Annotated in this window: 16 protein-coding genes; all 16 read right to left on the bottom strand. The window is 67.4% G+C overall.

Annotation, left to right across the window (positions count from 1 at the left end; genetic code table 11):
- Positions 1-2: 2 nt before the first annotated feature.
- The 16 genes from rpsS to rplJ all read right to left on the bottom strand — a co-directional run bounded on the left by rpsS (position 3) and on the right by rplJ (position 18,891).
- Complete coding sequence (gene rpsS / locus ACIA47_RS13920; RefSeq protein WP_007465299.1) at positions 3-284, bottom strand: 30S ribosomal protein S19; 282 nt, start codon at positions 282-284, stop codon at positions 3-5.
- A 12-nt stretch (positions 285-296) separates the two neighbouring features.
- Positions 297-1,136 (bottom strand): 50S ribosomal protein L2, encoded by an 840-nt coding sequence (rplB, locus tag ACIA47_RS13915; protein ID WP_088950237.1) that lies wholly within the window; start codon positions 1,134-1,136, stop codon positions 297-299.
- Between the two features lie 12 nt (positions 1,137-1,148).
- Complete coding sequence (gene rplW / locus ACIA47_RS13910) at positions 1,149-1,451, bottom strand: 50S ribosomal protein L23 (RefSeq protein ID WP_007465304.1); 303 nt, start codon at positions 1,449-1,451, stop codon at positions 1,149-1,151.
- Positions 1,448-2,098, bottom strand: a complete 651-nt coding sequence (gene rplD, locus ACIA47_RS13905; RefSeq protein ID WP_030489587.1) for a 50S ribosomal protein L4 — start codon at positions 2,096-2,098, stop codon at positions 1,448-1,450. Before rplD ends, rplW begins: the two co-directional genes overlap by 4 nt.
- Complete coding sequence (rplC, locus tag ACIA47_RS13900; protein WP_091402403.1) at positions 2,095-2,760, bottom strand: 50S ribosomal protein L3; 666 nt, start codon at positions 2,758-2,760, stop codon at positions 2,095-2,097. Before rplC ends, rplD begins: the two co-directional genes overlap by 4 nt.
- Positions 2,761-2,771: 11 nt before the next feature.
- Positions 2,772-3,080 carry a 30S ribosomal protein S10 gene (gene rpsJ, locus ACIA47_RS13895; RefSeq protein ID WP_007073037.1) on the bottom strand — a complete coding sequence of 103 codons (309 nt, stop codon included), beginning with the start codon at positions 3,078-3,080 and terminating at the stop codon, positions 2,772-2,774.
- Between the two features lie 350 nt (positions 3,081-3,430).
- Positions 3,431-4,624, bottom strand: a complete 1,194-nt coding sequence (gene tuf / locus ACIA47_RS13890) for an elongation factor Tu (RefSeq protein ID WP_030489585.1) — start codon at positions 4,622-4,624, stop codon at positions 3,431-3,433.
- A gap of 212 nt (positions 4,625-4,836) precedes the next feature.
- Positions 4,837-6,933, bottom strand: a complete 2,097-nt coding sequence (gene fusA / locus ACIA47_RS13885) for an elongation factor G (protein WP_396707963.1) — start codon at positions 6,931-6,933, stop codon at positions 4,837-4,839.
- A gap of 74 nt (positions 6,934-7,007) precedes the next feature.
- Complete coding sequence (rpsG, locus tag ACIA47_RS13880; protein WP_007465317.1) at positions 7,008-7,478, bottom strand: 30S ribosomal protein S7; 471 nt, start codon at positions 7,476-7,478, stop codon at positions 7,008-7,010.
- A 1-nt stretch (position 7,479) separates the two neighbouring features.
- Positions 7,480-7,854, bottom strand: a complete 375-nt coding sequence (rpsL, locus tag ACIA47_RS13875; protein WP_007465318.1) for a 30S ribosomal protein S12 — start codon at positions 7,852-7,854, stop codon at positions 7,480-7,482.
- A 507-nt stretch (positions 7,855-8,361) separates the two neighbouring features.
- On the bottom strand, positions 8,362-8,742 hold the full coding sequence (locus ACIA47_RS13870) for a hypothetical protein (protein ID WP_091402407.1): 381 nt from the start codon (positions 8,740-8,742) through the stop codon (positions 8,362-8,364).
- Between the two features lie 730 nt (positions 8,743-9,472).
- Complete coding sequence (locus ACIA47_RS13865; RefSeq protein WP_396707961.1) at positions 9,473-9,841, bottom strand: hypothetical protein; 369 nt, start codon at positions 9,839-9,841, stop codon at positions 9,473-9,475.
- A gap of 94 nt (positions 9,842-9,935) precedes the next feature.
- Positions 9,936-13,823: a DNA-directed RNA polymerase subunit beta' gene (locus ACIA47_RS13860; RefSeq protein ID WP_124858781.1), complete on the bottom strand. Its 3,888-nt coding sequence runs from the start codon at positions 13,821-13,823 to the stop codon at positions 9,936-9,938.
- Between the two features lie 80 nt (positions 13,824-13,903).
- Positions 13,904-17,335, bottom strand: a complete 3,432-nt coding sequence (locus tag ACIA47_RS13855) for a DNA-directed RNA polymerase subunit beta (RefSeq protein WP_091402413.1) — start codon at positions 17,333-17,335, stop codon at positions 13,904-13,906.
- A gap of 569 nt (positions 17,336-17,904) precedes the next feature.
- Positions 17,905-18,291 (bottom strand): 50S ribosomal protein L7/L12, encoded by a 387-nt coding sequence (rplL, locus tag ACIA47_RS13850; protein WP_091402415.1) that lies wholly within the window; start codon positions 18,289-18,291, stop codon positions 17,905-17,907.
- Between the two features lie 54 nt (positions 18,292-18,345).
- Positions 18,346-18,891: a 50S ribosomal protein L10 gene (rplJ, locus tag ACIA47_RS13845; RefSeq protein WP_112584808.1), complete on the bottom strand. Its 546-nt coding sequence runs from the start codon at positions 18,889-18,891 to the stop codon at positions 18,346-18,348.
- Positions 18,892-19,154 lie beyond the last annotated feature (263 nt).

Raw genomic sequence — 19,154 nt, 5'->3', positions numbered from 1 at the left:
CGTCAGCGCCGACGGCTCTTCCGGTCGTCCTTCTCGTGACCCTTGAACGTGCGGGTCAGCGCGAACTCGCCGAGCTTGTGCCCGACCATCGCCTCGGTCACGAACACCGGGACGTGCTTGCGTCCGTCATGCACGGCGATCGTGTGCCCCAGCATCTCGGGGATGATCGTCGAGCGCCGCGACCAGGTCTTGATCACGTTCTTGGAGCCCTTGTCGTTCTGAACTTCCACCTTCTTGAGCAGGTGGTCGTCTACGAACGGGCCCTTCTTCAGGCTGCGAGGCATGTCTTATCTCCCTCAGCCGCGCTTACGCGTGGCGTAGCGGCGGCGGACGATCAGCCGGTCACTCGGCTGGCCCTTACGGCGGGTGCGGCCCTCGGGCTTACCCTGCGGGTTGACCGGGTGGCGACCACCGGAGGTCTTACCCTCACCACCACCGTGCGGGTGGTCGACCGGGTTCATGGCGACACCACGGACGGTCGGGCGCTTGCCCTTCCACCGCATCCGGCCGGCCTTACCCCAGTTGATGTTCGACTGGTCGGCGTTGCCGATCTCGCCGACGCTGGCGCGGCAGCGCACGTCCACCCGCCGGATCTCGCCGGACGGCATACGCAGGGTCGCGTACGCGCCCTCGCGGCCGAGCAGCTGGATGCCGACGCCGGCGGAACGGGCCAGCTTGGCCCCGCCACCCGGACGCAGCTCCACGTTGTGGATCGTGGTACCGACCGGGATGTTGCGCAGCGGCAGGTTGTTACCCGGCTTGATGTCGGCGCCCGGGCCGGATTCGACGCGGTCGCCCTGCTTCATGTCCTTCGGCGCGATGATGTACCGCTTCTCGCCGTCGGCGTAGTGCAGCAGCGCGATGCGCGCCGTGCGGTTCGGGTCGTACTCGATGTGAGCGACCTTCGCCGGCACGCCGTCCTTGTCGACCCGCTTGAAGTCGATCAGACGGTACTGACGCTTGTGACCGCCACCGTGGTGCCGCGTGGTGATCCGGCCGTGGGCGTTACGCCCGCCCTTCTTCGGCAACGGAGCCAACAGCGACTTTTCCGGCGTGGACCGGGTGATCTCGGCGAAGTCAGCGACACTCGAGCCACGTCGGCCCGGCGTCGTCGGCTTGTACTTACGGATAGCCATTGTCTACACCCCTCAGCTGACCGGGCCGCCGAAGGCCTCGATGCGGTCACCGTCAGCCAGCTTCACGATCGCCCGCTTGGTCGCCTTGCGCTGACCGAAGCCGGTCTTGGTGCGCTTGCGCTTACCCTGGCGGTTGAGCGTGTTGACCGTCAGGACGCGGACGTTGAAGATCTGCTGGATAGCGATCTTGATCTCGGTCTTGTTCGCGTCCGGGTGCACCAGGAAGGTGTACCAGTTCCGGTTCAGCTCGCTGTAGCTCTTCTCCGAGACGACCGGCGCCACGATGATGTCGCGCGGGTCGGCGATCGTGCTCACTTGCCACCCTCCTCGGTGGTCTCGGCGGGCACGCCCAGGAACTCGTCCAGGGCGTCCTTGGTGAAGACCACGTCGTCGGCCACCAGCACGTCGTACGTGTTCAGCTGGCCGGACTCGATCAGGTGCACCCGCGGCTCGTTGCGCAGCGACACCCAGTTCAGCTCGTCGGTGCTGCTCAGCACGACCAGGACCCGACGGGCCTCGGTGAGCTTGGTCAGCGTGGCCAGGGCGGCCTTGGTCGACGGCTTCTCGCCCGAGACGAACGCCTCGACGACGTGCACCTGCCCGGCGCGGGCCCGGTCGGAGAGGGCACCCCGCAGAGCGGCGGCCTTCATCTTCTTCGGGGTCCGCTGGCTGTAGTCGCGCGGCACGGGACCGTGCACGACGCCACCGCCGGCGAACTGCGGCGCGCGGATCGAGCCCTGCCGGGCGCGACCGGTGCCCTTCTGCTTGTACGGCTTCTTGCCGCCACCGGCGACCTCGCCGCGGGTCTTGGCCTTGTGCGTGCCCTGTCGGGCCGCCGCGAGCTGGGCCACCACGACCTGGTGCATCAGCGCGACGTTGGCCTGCACGTCGAAGATGTCCTCCGGCAGCTCCACGGAGCCGCTGGTGGTGCCTTCGACGGTGCGCACGTCAACGGTGGTCACTTGGCCGCACCGCCCTTCTTCACCTTGCTCTTGGCCGCGGTACGGACCAGAACGAGCGCGCCCTTGGGACCAGGAATGGCACCCCGGACGAGCAGCAGGTTGTTCTCGGTGTCGACCGCCTGGACGGTGAGGTTCTGCACGGTGTACCGCACGCCACCCATACGACCGGCCATCCGGGTGCCCTTGAAGACACGACCCGGAGTGGCGCAGGCGCCGATGGAGCCGGGCGAGCGGTGCTTGCGCTCGACGCCGTGCCCGGCGCCCAGGCCGTGGAAGCCGTGCCGCTTCATCGGGCCGGCGTAGCCCTTGCCCTTGGTCTTGCCGGTGACGTCGATGGTGACGCCGGCCGGGAACTCCTCGACAGTGACTTCCTGGCCGAGCGAGTATTCCCCAGCGTCCGTGGTGCGCAGCTCGACGATGTGCCGGCGCGGCGCCACGTCCGCCTTGGCGTAGTGCCCGCTGATCGGCTTCTTGACCTTGCGCGGGTCGATGGTGCCGTACGCGAGCTGGACCGCTGAGTAACCGTCCTTCTCGGCGCTACGAACCTGGCTGATGACGCACGGGCCGGCCTCGACCACGGTCACGGGAACAACACGGTTGTTCTCCCAGACCTGGGTCATGCCGAGCTTGGCGCCCAGGATCCCCTTGACTTGCCTGTCCATTTGTCCGGTCCCTACAGCTTGATCTCGATGTCGACGCCAGCCGGCAGGTCGAGGCGCATGAGCGAGTCGACCGTCTTCGGGGTCGGGTCGATGATGTCGATCAGCCGCTTGTGCGTGCGCATCTCGAAGTGCTCGCGCGAGTCCTTGTACTTGTGCGGCGAGCGGATAACGCAGAAACGGTTGATCTCCGTGGGCAGCGGCACCGGGCCCGCGACCTGCGCCCCGGTGCGCGTCACCGTCTCGACGATCTTCCGAGCCGAGGAGTCGACGACCTCGTGGTCATAGGCCTTGAGCCGGATGCGGATCTTCTGTCCCGCCATGGTGGCTTCTGTTCCTTCTCTCGATGCCGCTGTGTTGCGGGCGCCTGTACCGGCTGGCACAGGCCCACTTCGCCGACCCCCGCGGTCGGGCGTGTCGCGCCCTCGGGCCGAGCTCCGCCCCTAGGTACCGGAGTGGTGCTGACCGCACGGGGGGTCAAGGCGCCGATCGCATTACCGCGACCTGAACGCCGTGCGAGGGTGGTTGGCGACTGGGCCGCCAACCACCCTACGCTCGACTGCCTCGCCACCCGGAGGTTCAGCGAAAGCCGAACACAGGCGACGAACTGTCGTTACGCAACCTGACTAGTATGCCGCACGACCGGCGGCGGGTCTAATCGGGGTTACCTAGTTCACTTGTTAATCTTGGTGACGAACCCGGCGCCGACGGTGCGGCCACCCTCGCGGATCGCGAACTTGAGGTTCTCCTCCATGGCGATGGGCTGGATCAGCTTCACCGACATGGACGTGTTGTCACCCGGCATGACCATCTCGGTGCCCTCGGGGAGGGTGACGACACCGGTGACGTCAGTGGTCCGGAAGTAGAACTGCGGACGGTAGTTCTGGAAGAACGGGGTGTGACGGCCACCCTCCTCCTTGGAGAGGATGTAGACCGTCGCCTCGAACTCCGTGTGCGGGGTGTTCGAGCCCGGCTTCACGACGACCATGCCGCGCTCGACCTCGTCGCGCTTGGTACCACGCAGCAGCAGGCCGACGTTCTCGCCTGCGCGGGCGTCGTCCAGGGTCTTCCGGAACATCTCGATCGCGGTGACCTTGGTCTTGAAGCTCTTCTCCTTGATACCGACGAGCTCAACATCCTCGTTCGGCAGGAGAACGCCGCGCTCCACGCGACCGGTGACGACGGTGCCACGACCGGTGATCGTGAAGACGTCCTCAACCGGCATCAGGAACGGCTTGTCAACCTCGCGCTCCGGCTGCGGGATCGAGGTGTCGACCGCGGTCATCAGGTCCAGCAGCTTGCCGGTCCACTCGGGGTCACCCTCGAGGGCCTTCAGCGCCGAAACCCGAACGACCGGCAGGTCGTCACCCGGGTACTCCTGCGAGGAGAGCAGCTCACGGACCTCGAGCTCGACGAGCTCCAGGAGCTCCTCGTCATCGACCATGTCGCTCTTGTTGAGCGCCACGACGATGTACGGCACACCGACCTGACGGGCCAGCAGCACGTGCTCGCGGGTCTGCGGCATCGGGCCGTCGGTCGCCGCGACCACCAGGATCGCGCCGTCCATCTGCGCGGCACCGGTGATCATGTTCTTGATGTAGTCGGCGTGCCCAGGGCAGTCGACGTGCGCGTAGTGCCGCGACTCGGTCTGGTACTCGACGTGCGCGATCGAGATCGTGATGCCGCGGGCCTTCTCCTCCGGCGCCTTGTCGATCTCGTCGAACGGCGTGTAGGGGTTCAGGTCCGGGTACTGGTCGTGCAGGACCTTGGTGATGGCCGCCGTCAGCGTCGTCTTACCGTGGTCGATGTGACCAATGGTGCCGATGTTGACGTGCGGCTTAGTCCGCTCGAACTTAGCCTTCGCCACTGGTGTCCTCCTGTGGACTTCTTGGTTCGTACGCCCGGCGCGCCGGTCGGCGCTTAGGACTCTGTCGACAGCCTTTCCGGCCTGACGGCCGGAGAGCCTTTGTGGGTTCTGCGGCGATGAAGCCTACAGGCCCGGTCTCACGCGATTCGATCGTGGTGGCCGCGGGCGGGTGAACCCTCCCGCGACCAACCACGAATCACCTGCTCAGGGCGTTACTCGCCCGTTGCCTTGGCGATGATCTCCTTCGCGACGCTCTGCGGAACCTCGGCGTAGGAGTCGAACTGCATGCTGTAGCTAGCCCGGCCCTGGGTCTTCGACCGCAGGTCGCCGACGTAGCCGAACATCTCCGACAACGGCACCAGGGCCCGGACGATGCGGGCGCCGCTGCGCTCCTCCATCGCCTGGATGATGCCGCGGCGGGAGTTGAGGTCACCGATGACGTCACCCATGTTCTCCTCAGGAGTGGTGACTTCAACGGCCATCATCGGCTCGAGCAGTGCCGGATCGGCCTTGCGGGCCGCGTCCTTCATCACCATCGAGCCGGCGATCTTGAATGCCATTTCCGACGAGTCGACCTCGTGGTACTGGCCGTCCAGCAGGGTCAGCTTCACGCCGACCAGCGGGAAGCCCGCCAGGATGCCGTACTGCAGCGCGTCCTGTGCACCGGCGTCCACCGAGGGGATGAACTCCCGGGGGATGCGGCCGCCGCTGACGGCGTTGGCGAACTCGTAGGTCGGCGAGTCGTTGTCCAGCGGAAGCGGCTCGACGCTCACGATCACGCGGGCGTACTGGCCGGAACCACCGGTCTGCTTCTTGTGGGTGTACTCGACCTTCTCCACCTTGCGGCGGATGGTCTCGCGGTACGCCACCTGCGGCTTGCCGACGTTCGCCTCGACGTTGAACTCGCGGCGCATCCGGTCGACCAGGATGTCCAGGTGCAGCTCACCCATGCCGGAGATGACCGTCTGACCGGTCTCCTCGTCCAGCTGGACGCGGAAGGTCGGGTCCTCCTCGGCCAGGCGCTGGATGGCCGTGCCCAGCTTCTCCTGGTCGGACTTGGTCTTCGGCTCGATCGCCACCGAGATGACCGGCTCCGGGAAGGTCATCGACTCCAGGATCACCGGGTTCGCCGGGTCGGAGAGAGTGTCGCCGGTGGTGGTCTGCTTGAGACCCTGCACGGCGATGATGTCGCCGGCCTGCGCCGACGGACGCTCTTCCCGCTTGTTGGCGTGCATCTGGTAGATCTTGCCGATCCGCTCCTTGCGGTCCTTGGTGGAGTTGACCACCTGGGAACCGGAATCGAGCGTGCCGGAGTAGACCCGCACGTAGGTGAGCTTGCCCAGGTGCTTGTCCGTCTGGATCTTGAAGGCCAGGCCGGAGAAGGGCTCCGAGTTGGACGGCTTACGCAGCAGCGGGGTCTCGCCGTCGGTGGCCGTACCCTCGATGGCCGGAACGTCCAGCGGCGACGGCAGGAAGTCGACCACGGCGTCGAGCATGGGCTGGACGCCCTTGTTCTTGAACGCCGAACCGCAGAGCACCGGGTTGGCCTTGCCGGCGATGGTGGCACGCCGGACGGCGGCCTTGATCTCCTCGACGGAAATCTCGTCGCCCTCCAGGTACTTCTCCATCACCGCGTCGTCGACGTCGGCCAGGGTCTCCATCAGCTTCTCGCGCCACTCGGCCGCGGAGTCGGCCAGCTCGGCCGGAATCTCCTCAACCGCGTAGTCCTCACCCTTCTGGGTCTCCCCGCGCCAGGTGAGTGCGCGCATGCCGATCAGGTCGACGACACCGATGTGGTCACCCTCGAGCCCGATCGGGATCTGGAGCACCAGCGGGGTGGCGTTCAACCGGTCGATCATCATCTGCACGCAGCGGAAGAAGTCGGCGCCGGTCCGGTCGAGCTTGTTGACGAAGCACATACGCGGGACGTTGTACTTGTCGGCCTGCCGCCAGACGTTCTCCGTCTGCGGTTCCACGCCGGCGACACCGTCGTAAACCGCGACCGCGCCATCCAGGACCCGCAACGACCGCTCGACCTCGACCGTGAAGTCGACGTGGCCAGGCGTGTCGATGATCTGGATCGTGTGGTCTTTCCACTCACACTTGGTAGCAGCGGAGGTGATGGTGATACCACGCTCCTGCTCCTGCTCCATCCAGTCCATGACGGCAGCGCCCTCGTGGACCTCACCGATCTTGTACGTGATGCCGGTGTAGAACAGGATTCGCTCGGTGGTCGTGGTCTTACCGGCATCGATGTGCGCCATGATGCCGATGTTGCGTACCTTGGCGAGCGCGTCTGCGGCGGCCACTTCAATCCCTACTTATCGTCGTCTCGACTCAACTGGTGGCGGTTCCGGCGCCCGGAGGCGCCGGAACCAGGGTGTTACCAGCGGTAGTGCGCGAAGGCCTTGTTCGACTCGGCCATCTTGTGCGTGTCCTCGCGCCGCTTGACGGCGGCACCGAGGCCGTTGCTCGCGTCCAGCAGCTCGTTCATCAGCCGCTCGACCATGGTCTTCTCGCGCCGGGCGCGGGAGTACGTGACCAGCCAGCGCAGGCCCAGGGTCGTCGCCCGGGTCGGGCGGACCTCGACCGGAACCTGGTAGGTGGCGCCACCGACACGACGGCTGCGCACCTCGAGGGTCGGCTTGACGTTGTCCATCGCCCGCTTGAGGGTGACGACCGGGTCGGTGCCGGACTTCTCGCGGCAGCCCTCGAGGGCCGCGTACACGATGGACTCGGCGAGCTGACGCTTGCCGCGGAGCAGGATCTTGTTCACCAACTGGGTGACCAGCGGCGAGTTGTACACCGGGTCAGCGACCAGTGGCCGCCGCGGAGCGGGTCCCTTACGCGGCATGTCAGCTCTTCTCCTTCTTCGCGCCGTAACGGCTGCGCGCCTGCTTGCGGTTGCGGACACCCTGGGTGTCCAGCGAGCCGCGAACGATCTTGTAACGCACGCCGGGGAGGTCCTTCACCCGGCCACCGCGAACGAGCACGATCGAGTGCTCCTGCAGGTTGTGACCGACGCCGGGGATGTAGGCGGTCACCTCGATCTGGCTGCTGAGCTTCACGCGAGCGACCTTGCGCAGCGCCGAGTTCGGCTTCTTCGGGGTGGTGGTGTACACGCGGGTGCACACGCCGCGCCGCTGAGGGGAACCCTTCAGCGCCGGGGTCTTGGTCTTGGTCGTCTTCGCCTGGCGGCCCTTTCGGACCAGCTGCTGGATCGTGGGCACCGGGTTTCTCCGCTCCCTTCGGCCGCATCCGCGGCCGCGCCGTCTGCTCGTTAGCCGGCCTGATGACCGGCTCTCCTACATTCCGACCAGGGTCGCCTTGCGGAGACCCCGGCACCCGCGGTCGGGCGTGTCGCCCTCGTCACGGCCCCGTTGCGACGCTCTCGCGTTCGTACCGGGTTTGTCACCGGCGCGCGGGTCGCCCCGCCCCGGATCTTTGGCTTGTCGTGCCGCCGCCCGTAAGCCGGAAACAGCGCACGCACGAGTTGCCCGGGCAGGCCCGGGCACAAGGGGAAAGAGTACCTACCACAACCGCCCAGGTCAAAACGGAATGGCCCGGCGACTGTCTCAGACCCGCCGGCCGGATCTCGTCCTGCCCTGCCGCCCGCGATGGGCACCTACGAATACAAGTGTACCGGCTTCCCCGCAGAAGCACCCATCGCCCCCGGGGTGACCGGAAGCCTTCCGCGGAAAACCCCCGTCAGATGCCGGATCTATCGGCGAAGACCCTCACGTCAGGGCGAGAAGCAGGGCAAGACCCAGGCCCAGCAGGCTGAGCAGTGCCCCCGCCGCGCCGCAGCTGATCCCGGCCATCGCCAGCCCGCGACCTGTGAACTGGACCGCGGAAGGCGCTGTCGGCCGCCGGATCTGCCTCCGGGCGAGCAGCCCGATGACGACCGCCGCCCCGCCGGCCAGCACACCCAGCGCGGCGAACGCCCCGGAGGCCCAGGCCCCACCGTCGTTCTTGAAAGCCACTCCGAAGCAGATCACCAGCAGTGAAACCAGAAGTGAAGCGATCCCCGCCACCAGCGCCCCGATGGCCAGCCCGGAGGTGACCGGTGCCACGTCAAGGTGCACGACGCCGAACGGCGTACCGGAAACCGCCTCCACCCGCTTCGGCGGCCGGCGTTGGTCATCGGTGGGCGGCGGTACTGAACGCCCCGGCGTGCCACCCCACCCGGGGCCGTGCCCCGGCGACGGCGGACCCCACCCGGGCGGCACACTCGGCCCAGACGACGACGGCGGGCCCCAGCCGTACGGCGCAGCCGGCCCCGACGAGGGCGGACCCCACCCAGGCGGCACAGCCGGCCCAGACGACGACGGACCCCACCCAGGCGGCGCAGCCGGCCCCGACGAGGGCGGACCCCACCCAGGCGGCACACTCGACCCAGACGACGACGGACCCCAGCCGTACGGCACTCCCGGTGCAGCCGCTGGCGGGCTCCAGCCGGGCGGCACGCCCGGCCCGGAGGTGGGCGGGCCCCAGCCCTGCGGCGTCGAGGTCGGTGCGCTGGAGTCCGGGTACGGCTGGCCGGAGCCGGGCGCCTCGGCCGTGCCCCAGCCGTTCGGACCCCAACCGGACGGCGGCGCCGCCGGGGACGGCGGGCCCTGGGTGGACACCGGCGGGTGCGGCTCATCGTTCGGACCGGGTCGCGCCCAGTCGCTCGGCTCGGATGGCGGAGCCGACGGGTCCGGCGGGCCGGCCGGTTCGTCCGCAGGGGGCCGCGCCGGTTCCGTCACGAGGTCCTCCTGTCGAAAGGCCGCCACCGCCGCACGGTGGACACCGGCCAGGCTACCGCCGCGAGCACCGCCGCCCGCGCCGGGCGCTGCCACCGGTGGCTCAGTCCATGTTCGCCGGGTAGTCGTGGCCGAACGGGGCGCCGGCCAACCGGACCACCCCGATGACCACAGCGACCACCACGCTGACCGCGACCAGCACCAGGCCGGTCCAGGCCATCCACTCCCCCCGTCGCAGCCAGACGCCGCCGGTCAGGAAACCCCCCGAGGCGTACGCCTCGCGGCGCGCCTGCCGGGCCAGTTGCAGGGCCACCGTCGCCGGCACCACGCCACCGATGAACAGCCCGGTCAGCATGCCGAGCAGGCCCAGCGCGAAGACCGCCCGTGCCTTCGTGGCGCGGGCCGGGTCCGGGTCCAGCGGGTGGCGCAGGCCCTGGTGGGCGACGGACACCTGCCCGGGTGCGGTCGTCATCCCCCCATCATGCCGAACCCGGCTCGGGGGTGGGTGGGCACGGACACGACGAGGCCCCCGGCTTTCACCGGGGGCCTCGTCGTGTGACTGGAGCTTAGCGGTACGACCCGAAGTCGAAGTCGTCCAGCGGCACTGCCTGCCCGCTGGCCGGCCCGAACCCGTAGTCGGTCTCCGGGTAACCGGTCATCGAGTAGACCTTGGCCTTGGCCTCCTCGGTCGGCTCGACCCGGACGTTGCGGTACTTGCTGATGCCCGTACCGGCCGGGATGAGCTTTCCGATGATCACGTTCTCCTTGAGGCCGACCAGCGAGTCGCTGCGCGAGTTGATCGCAGCGTCGGTCAGCACCCGGGTGGTCTCCTGGAAGGAGGCCGCCGAGAGCCAGGAGTCGGTGGCCAGCGAGGCCTTGGTGATACCCATCAGCACCGGACGACCAGCGGCGGGCTCGCCGCCCTCCGAGACGAGCCGGCGGTTCTCCGACTCGAACAGCGCCCGGTCGACGAGCACACCCGGCAGGAACTCGGTCGAGCCGGAGTCGATGACCGTCACCCGCTTGAGCATCTGGCGGATGATGATCTCGATGTGCTTGTCGTGGATGAGCACACCCTGCGAGCGGTAGACCTCCTGGACCTCACTGGTCAGGTGGACCTGGACCGCCCGCGGACCCATGATCCGCAGCAGCTCGTGCGGGTCGATGGTGCCCTCGGTCAGCTTCTCACCGACCGCGACGTGACCGCCGTCGTGGGTACGGAGCTTGACCCGCTTCGAGATCTTGTCGTAGACGATCTCTTCGCTGCCGTCGTCCGGCACCACGATGATCTTGCGCGAGCGCTCGCCATCCTCGATCCGGATCCGACCGGGGGTGTCGGCGATGGGCGCCTTACCCTTCGGGACCCGAGCCTCGAAGATTTCCTGAACACGCGGCAGACCCTGGGTGATGTCCTCACCCGCGACACCACCGGTGTGGAAGGTACGCATCGTCAGCTGCGTACCGGGCTCACCGATGGACTGGGCCGCGATGATGCCGACCGCCTCGCCGATGTCGACCGACTTACCGGTCGGCAGCGACCGGCCGTAGCAGGCCGCGCAGACGCCCAGCTTCGACTCGCAGGTGAGCACGCTGCGCACCCGGACCGTCTCCACACCAGCGGCGACGATCTTGTCGACCCCGATGGAGTTGATGTCCTGACCGCGCTCGGCGACCACGGTGCCGTCCGGCCCCTTGATGTCGTCGGCGAGGGTCCGGGCGTGCACGCTGGTCTCGGCGTGGGTGTGGACAACGAGCTTGCCGTCCAGCTTCTCGCCGATCTGCATCGGGATCGCCCGGTCGGTGCCGCAGTCCTCTTCGCGGATGATGACGTCCTGCGAGACGTCCACCAGACGACGGGTCAGGTAACCCGAGTCGGCGGTCCGCAGCGCGGTGTCGGCGAGACCCTTACGGGCACCGTGCGTGGAGATGAAGTACTCCAGCACGGACAGACCCTCCCGGTAGCTGGCCTTGATCGGCCGCGGGATGATCTCGCCCTTGGGGTTGGCCACCAGACCACGGATCGCCGCGATCTGCCGGAGCTGGAGCAGGTTACCGCGAGCACCCGAGTTGATCATCTTCCACAGCGGGTTCTCCTGCGGCAGCGCGGTGTCCATCTCCTTGGCGACCTCGTTGGTCGCCTTGGTCCAGATCTCGATGAGCTCGCCACGACGCTCCTCGGCGGTCATCAGACCACGCTGGTACTGCTTGTCGATCTGGTCGGCGTCCTTCTCGTACCGCGCCAGGATCTCCGCCTTGCGCGGCGGAGCGATGACGTCCTCCATGCCGATCGTCACACCGGACCAGGTGGCCCAGTGGAAACCGGCCTCCTTGAGCCCGTCCAGGGTGGCGGCCAGCGCCACCTTGGGGAAGCGCTCGGCGAGATCGTTGACGATCGCGGAGAGCTGACCCTTGCGGATCTCGTAGTTCACGAAGCGGTAGCCCTGCGGCAGCGTCTCGTTGAACAGCACCCGACCCAGCGTGGTCTCCACGGTCAGCGGGTCACCCTCGACCCAGCCCTCCGGGGCGCTCCACGCCTCGGAGCCGTTGCCGTTGTCGACACCGACCACGCCACGCAGGCGGATCTTCACCGGCGCCTGCAGGTGCAGCTCGCCGTTGTCGAAGGCCATCCGCGCCTCGGCGTCCGAGCTGAACGCCCGGCCCTCGCCCTTCTCACCGGCGGTGAGGTGGGTGAGGTGGTACAGACCGATGACCATGTCCTGGGTGGGCATGGTGACCGGCTTACCGTCGGCCGGCTTGAGGATGTTGTTCGACGACAGCATCAGGATCCGCGCCTCGGCCTGAGCCTCGGCGGACAGCGGCACGTGCACCGCCATCTGGTCACCATCGAAGTCGGCGTTGAACGCGGTGCAGACCAGCGGGTGGATCTGGATCGCCTTGCCCTCGACCAGCTGCGGCTCGAAGGCCTGGATGCCCAGGCGGTGCAGGGTCGGCGCCCGGTTGAGCAGCACCGGGTGCTCGCCGATGACCTCTTCCAGCACGTCCCACACGACCGGGCGCTGACGCTCGACCATCCGCTTGGCGGACTTGATGTTCTGTGCGTGGTTGAGGTCGACCAGCCGCTTCATCACGAAGGGCTTGAACAGCTCCAACGCCATCTGCTTGGGCAGACCGCACTGGTGCAGCTTGAGCTTCGGGCCGACCACGATGACCGAACGGCCGGAGTAGTCGACGCGCTTGCCCAGCAGGTTCTGGCGGAACCGGCCCTGCTTGCCCTTGAGCATGTCGGACAGCGACTTGAGCGGGCGGTTACCCGGGCCGGTGACCGGCCGGCCGCGACGGCCGTTGTCGAACAGCGCGTCGACGGCCTCCTGGAGCATCCGCTTCTCGTTGTTGACGATGATCTCGGGCGCGCCGAGGTCGATCAGCCGCTTGAGACGGTTGTTCCGGTTGATCACGCGGCGGTACAGGTCGTTCAGGTCGGAGGTCGCGAAGCGGCCACCGTCGAGCTGCACCATCGGGCGCAGGTCCGGCGGGATGACCGGGACGCAGTCCAGCACCATGCCGAGCGGCGAGTTGCGGGTGTTCAGGAACGCCGCGACGACCTTGAGTCGCTTGAGCGCCCGGATCTTCCGCTGGCCCTTGCCGGACCGGATGGTCTCCCGCAGGCTCTCGGCCTCGGCGTCGAGGTCCATGTTCTGGACCAGCGCCTTGATCGCCTCGGCGCCCATCGAACCGGTGAAGTACTCACCGAACCGGTCGCGCAGCTCGCGGTAGAGCAGCTCGTCGGTGACCAGCTGCTTCGGCTCCAGCTTGCGGAAGGTGTCCAGCACCTCGTCCAGGCGGTCGATCTCGCGCTGGGCCCGGTCGCGGATCTGGCGCATCTCGCGCTCTCCGCCCTCCTTGACCTTGCGCCGGACGTCCGCCTTGGCACCCTCGGCCTCCAGCTCGGCCAGGTCGGCCTCGAGCTTGGCGGCCCGCTTCTCGATCTCCGAGTCGCGGCTGTTCTCGGACTGCCGCTTCTCGGCCAGGATCTCGTTCTCGATCGTCGAGAGGTCGCGGTGACGCGACTCCGCGTCCACGCTCGTCACGACGTACGAGGCGAAGTAGATGATCTTCTCGAGGTCCTTGGGAGCGAGGTCCAGCAGGTAACCCAGCCGGCTCGGAACGCCCTTGAAGTACCAGATGTGGGTCACCGGAGCAGCGAGCTCGATGTGCCCCATCCGCTCACGGCGGACCTTGGAGCGAGTCACCTCGACGCCGCAGCGCTCACAGATGATGCCCTTGAACCGGACGCGCTTGTACTTACCGCAGTAGCACTCCCAGTCCCGCTGGGGACCGAAGATCTTCTCGCAGAAGAGCCCGTCCTTTTCCGGCTTCAGGGTGCGGTAGTTGATCGTCTCAGGCTTCTTGACCTCGCCGTGCGACCACTGACGGATGTCGTCGGCGGTGGCGAGACCAATGCGCAGCTCGTCGAAGAAGTTGACGTCGAGCACTATGTCCCCTATGTCGTCGTCTGTACTGCTAATTCTCGGGTGGGGTCGGGGGCCGGCGAGCCGGCCCCCGACCGCTCACCTCAGACCTCTTCGACCGAGCTCGGCTCGCGCCGGGACAGGTCGATGCCCAGCTCCTCAGCGGCCCGGAACACCTCGTCGTCGGTCTCGCGCATTTCCAGGGCCACACCGTCGCTGGAGAGCACCTCAACGTTGAGGCACAGCGACTGCAGCTCCTTGAGCAGCACCTTGAACGACTCCGGGATGCCCGGCTCCGGGATGTTCTCGCCCTTGACGATGGCCTCGTAGACCTTCACTCGGCCGAGCACGTCGTCGGACTTGATCGTGAGCAGCTCCTGCAGGGCGTAGGCAGCGCCGTACGCCTGCATCGCCCAGCACTCCATCTCACCGAAACGCTGACCACCGAACTGCGCCTTACCACCCAGCGGCTGCTGCGTGATCATCGAGTACGGGCCGGTCGAACGGGCGTGGATCTTGTCGTCGACCAGGTGGTTGAGCTTCAGGATGTAGACGTAGCCGACCGCGATCGGGTCCGGCAGCGGCTCACCGGAACGACCATCGAACAGCTGCGCCTTGCCGGTACGACCGATCAGCTGCTTGCCGTCCCGGTTGGGCAGGGTCGACTCGAGCAGACCGGAGATCTCCTCCTCGCGGGCACCGTCGAAGACCGGGGTGGCCACGTTGGTGTCGCCCTCGGACTCGTGCGCGTCGATCGAGCGCAGCTGACGCTTCCAGTCGGCGTCGTCACCCTCGACCTTCCAACCGGTCTTGGCGACCCAACCGAGGTGGGTCTCCAGCACCTGGCCGATGTTCATCCGGCTCGGCACACCGAGCGGGTTGAGCACGATGTCGACCGGGGTGCCGTCCTCAAGGAACGGCATGTCCTCGATCGGCAGGATCTTCGAGATGACACCCTTGTTGCCGTGCCGGCCGGCGAGCTTGTCGCCGTCCTGGATCTTGCGCTTCTGGGCGACGTAGACCCGGACCAGCTCGTTGACACCCGGCGGCAACTCGTCGCCGTCCTCGCGGGAGAACGTGCGCACACCGATGACCGTGCCGGTCTCGCCGTGCGGCACCTTCAGCGAGGTGTCCCGAACCTCACGCGCCTTCTCACCGAAGATCGCGCGGAGCAGGCGCTCCTCCGGGGTCAGCTCGGTCTCGCCCTTGGGCGTGACCTTGCCGACCAGGATGTCACCGGGGACGACCTCGGCGCCGATCCGGATGATGCCGCGCTCGTCGAGGTCAGCGAGCATTTCCTCGCTGACGTTCGGGATGTCGCGGGTGATCTCCTCCGGACCGAGCTTGGTGTCCCGGGCGTCGACCTCGTGCTCCTCGATGTGGATCGAGGTGAGCACGTCCTGCTGCACGAGGCGCTGCGACAGGATGATCGCGTCCTCGTAGTTGTGACCCTCCCAGCACATGAACGCCACCAGCAGGTTGCGTCCGAGTGCCATCTCGCCCTCGTCGGTGCACGGACCGTCGGCGATGACCTGACCGGCCTCGACGCGGTCGCCCTCGAAGACGACCGGCTTCTGGTTGACGCAGGAGCCGGCGTTGGAGCGGCGGAACTTGTGCAGCAGGTACGTCCGGCGGTGGCCGTCATCCTGGTGGATGGTGACGTAGTCGGCGCAGAGATCCTCGATCACACCGCCGACCTCGGCGACCACCACGTCGCCAGCGTCGACAGCGGCCCGGTACTCCATGCCCGTACCCACGAGCGGCGCCTCGGCCTTGACCAGCGGCACCGCCTGGCGCTGCATGTTCGCGCCCATCAGTGCCCGGTTGGCGTCGTCGTGCTCGAGGAACGGGATCATGGCGGTCGCGACCGAGGTCATCTGCCGGGGCGAGACGTCCATGTAGTCGACGGCACCGGGGACGACGTCCTCGGTCTCGCCGCCCTTACGACGGCAGAGCACCCGGTCCTCGGCGAACGTGCCGTCAGCCTTCAGGCGCGCGTTGGCCTGGGCCTTGACGAACCGGTCCTCCTCGTCCGCGGTCAGGTAGTCGATCTGGTCGGTGACCCGACCCTCGACGACCTTCCGGTACGGCGTCTCGATGAAGCCGAACGGGTTGACCCGGGCGAAGGTGGACAGCGCGCCGATCAGGCCGATGTTCGGGCCTTCCGGCGTCTCGATCGGGCACATCCGGCCGTAGTGGGACGGGTGCACGTCGCGGACCTCGAAGCCGGCCCGCTCCCGGGACAGACCACCCGGGCCGAGCGCGCTCAGCCGACGCCGGTGGGTCAGGCCCGCCAGCGGGTTGGTCTGGTCCATGAACTGGGACAGCTGGGACGTCCCGAAGAACTCCTTGATCGCCGCCACCACCGGGCGGATGTTGATCAGGGTCTGCGGGGTGATCGCCTCGACGTCCTGCGTGGTCATCCGCTCGCGGACGACCCGCTCCATCCGGGACAGGCCGACCCGAACCTGGTTCTGGATCAGCTCGCCCACGGTACGGAGGCGCCGGTTGCCGAAGTGGTCGATGTCGTCGGCCTCGTAGCCGTCCTCACCGGCGTGCAGCCGGCACAGGTACTCCACGGTGGCGACGATGTCGTCCTCGGTCAGCGTGCCGGTGGTGATCGGCACGCCAACTTCGAGCTTCTTGTTGAACTTGTAGCGCCCGACCTTGGCGACGTCGTACCTCTTCGGGTTGAAGAAGAGGTTGTCGAGCAGGGTCTGGGCGTTCTCGCGCGTCGGCGGCTCGCCAGGGCGCAGCTTGCGGTAGATGTCGAGCAGAGCCTCGTCGGCGCCGGCGATGTGGTCCTTCTCGAGCGTGGTCATCATCAGCTCGGACCAGCCGAACTTCTCACGGATTCGCTCGGCCGACCATCCGATGGCCTTGAGCAGGACGGTGACGGCCTGCCGACGCTTGCGGTCGATACGTACACCGACCGTGTCGCGCTTGTCGATGTCGAACTCCAGCCAGGCACCCCGACTCGGGATGACCTTGACGCTGGAGAGGTCGCGGTCGGAGGTCTTGTCCGGCTGCTTGTCGAAGTACACGCCCGGAGACCGGACGAGCTGGCTGACCACGACGCGCTCGGTGCCGTTGATGACGAACGTGCCCTTGGGCGTCATCATCGGGAAGTCACCCATGAACACCGTCTGGCTCTTGATCTCGCCAGTGGTGTTGTTGGTGAACTCCGCGGTCACGAAGAGCGGAGCGCAGTAGGTCAGGTCCTTCTCCTTGCACTCCTCGATCGAGGCCTTGACCTCGTCGAAGCGCGGCGCTGAGAAGGAGAGCGACATGGTGCCGGAGAAGTCCTCAATGGGACTGATCTCTTCAAGGATCTCCGCGAGACCCGATCGTGCGTGCGGGTCGTCCGCCGACCGGCCCTGCCAAGCCTCGTTGCCGACGAGCCAGTCGAAGGACTCGTTTTGAATGGCAAGGAGGTTGGGGACCTCGAGGTGTTCGGTGATCCTGCCGAATGAAACTCGGCGGGGAGCGAATGCGCTCGACGTACGACTGGTCTTCGCAGGGCGGGAAGCTGCCAAGATGCGTCCTTCCGAGGACCGGTGCTGCAGAACGGCTGGTACGCGTGCACTCCAATGACCCCACCAGAAATATCCGCAAACGGACATTTCCGAGCAGGGGTCAAGTCGGAAGGCAGCGCAAACTAGCAGTGTAGCCGAGAGGCTAACCGCTGTCCAGCCCACCCCGCAGGTTGTTTGCGGAGCGCGCCTCGGCCCCCGTCAACCGGGGTCTGCCGGGCCGCTCAGAACGCAACTCCCCACTGGGCCGCTCGGGTTACAGCGGCCGATGGTGCCGCCGCTGTCATACCCACGTCGTGGCCGTCGCAAGCGCGGTGTCTTGCTGGTGTCAGCGTGCCTGGCGGCCCCGGGCCGCGTCAAGGGCCGGTATCCGGGTTGTCCCTTGTTTCCCACTGGAGGGCGACCCGCCACGCTCGTTCGGGTCAAGGGTACCCATGGTTGGAGCCCAGCTCAGGACCGGTCGCAGTCAGATCCACCAACACGGCGGGCGGTGATCCGTGTCGGATCACCGCCCGCCGCGACGCGATGGTGTCCCAGCTCACGAGCCGGGTACGCGTTTGTGGAACGTCAGGTCACTTGAGGGTGACCTTGGCGCCCTCACCCTCGAGCTTGGCCTTCGCCTTGTCGGCGGTCTCCTTGTTGACCTTCTCCAGGATGGCCTTCGGCGCGGACTCGACCGCGTCCTTGGCCTCCTTGAGGCCCAGGCCGGTCAGCTCACGCACGACCTTGATGACCTGGATCTTCTTGCCACCGTCAGCCTCGAGGATGACGTCGAACTCGTCCTGCTCCGGCTCGGCCTCGGCCGCAGCGCCGCCGCCGCCGCCACCCTGGGCGATCGCGACCGGAGCGGCAGCGGTGACCTCGAAGGTCGTCTCGAACTGCTTCACGAACTCAGAGAGCTCGATCAGCGTCATCTCCTTGAACGCGTCGAGCAGCTCGTCGGTGCTGAGCTTCGCCATATCTGGCGTCCTTTCCTGATTCTGTTAAGTAAGAACTGGTGCGCCGTGGGGGCCTCAGGCCGCCTCGGCGCCCTCCTTCTCGCGCTTGTCCTGCAGTGCAGCCGCCAGACGGGCGGTCTTCGACAGCGGGGCCTGGAACAGGGCCGCGGCCTTGCTCAGGTTGCCCTTCATCGCGCCGGCCAGCTTGGCCAGCAGCACCTCGCGGGACTCCAGGTCGGCGAGCTTCGTGACCTCGGCCGCGGTGATGGCCTTGCCCTCGAAGACACCGCCCTTGATGACGAGCTTCGGGTTGGCCTTCGCGAAGTCGCGAAGCCCCTTCGCCGCCTCGACGACGTCGCCCGAAACGAAAGTCAGCGCGGTAGGACCGGTGAACAGCTCGTCGAGGCCGGTGATGCCCGCGTCCGTCGCAGCACGCTTGGCCAGCGTGTTCTTCGCAACCGTGTAGCTGGTATCGGCGCCGAGCGAGCGCCGAAGCTGGGTGAGCTGGGAAACCGTCAGACCGCGGTACTCGGTCAGCACGGTGGCGCCCGAGCTGCGGAAGCTCTCGGTCAGCTCAGCGACGGCCGTGGCCTTGTCGGCCCGGATCGGCTTGTCCGCCATGTCCCTCCTCTCTCGTTACTCGAGGCTGGTCCCCGTCTCGGCCGAAGCCGGAACGGGGGCGCAGGCAGCGCGACAACGAAAAAGCCCCGGCGCAGGGCGCACGGGGCGAGGGCCGGCGGATCGTCATGGTCGGTGGACCATGCTCACTGCCGAGTTACGCTTGCCGCCCTACGCGGGTCGCCCGTTGTCGCGGGACCTTCGACCGTGCCGAAGCACGGTGACCAGCGGTCTCTGGGTGGTTCCTCATCCATGAGAACACGGAT

Source organism: Micromonospora sp. NPDC051227, assembly GCF_044455385.1.
GTDB lineage: Bacteria > Actinomycetota > Actinomycetes > Mycobacteriales > Micromonosporaceae > Micromonospora.
The sequence above is the reverse complement of the archived record's forward strand: the minus strand, read 5'-3'. Positions and strand labels throughout refer to the sequence as shown.

Coding starts and splice junctions, on each gene's coding strand:
- rplB (WP_088950237.1), bottom strand. CDS start 1,136: ATGGCTATCCGTAAGTACAAGCCGACGACGCCGGGCCGACGTGGCTCG.
- ACIA47_RS13865 (WP_396707961.1), bottom strand. CDS start 9,841: ATGACGACCGCACCCGGGCAGGTGTCCGTCGCCCACCAGGGCCTGCGC.
- rplJ (WP_112584808.1), bottom strand. CDS start 18,891: ATGGCGGACAAGCCGATCCGGGCCGACAAGGCCACGGCCGTCGCTGAG.
- rpsS (WP_007465299.1), bottom strand. CDS start 284: ATGCCTCGCAGCCTGAAGAAGGGCCCGTTCGTAGACGACCACCTGCTC.
- rpsG (WP_007465317.1), bottom strand. CDS start 7,478: ATGCCGCGTAAGGGACCCGCTCCGCGGCGGCCACTGGTCGCTGACCCG.
- rpsJ (WP_007073037.1), bottom strand. CDS start 3,080: ATGGCGGGACAGAAGATCCGCATCCGGCTCAAGGCCTATGACCACGAG.
- rplL (WP_091402415.1), bottom strand. CDS start 18,291: ATGGCGAAGCTCAGCACCGACGAGCTGCTCGACGCGTTCAAGGAGATG.
- rplC (WP_091402403.1), bottom strand. CDS start 2,760: ATGGACAGGCAAGTCAAGGGGATCCTGGGCGCCAAGCTCGGCATGACC.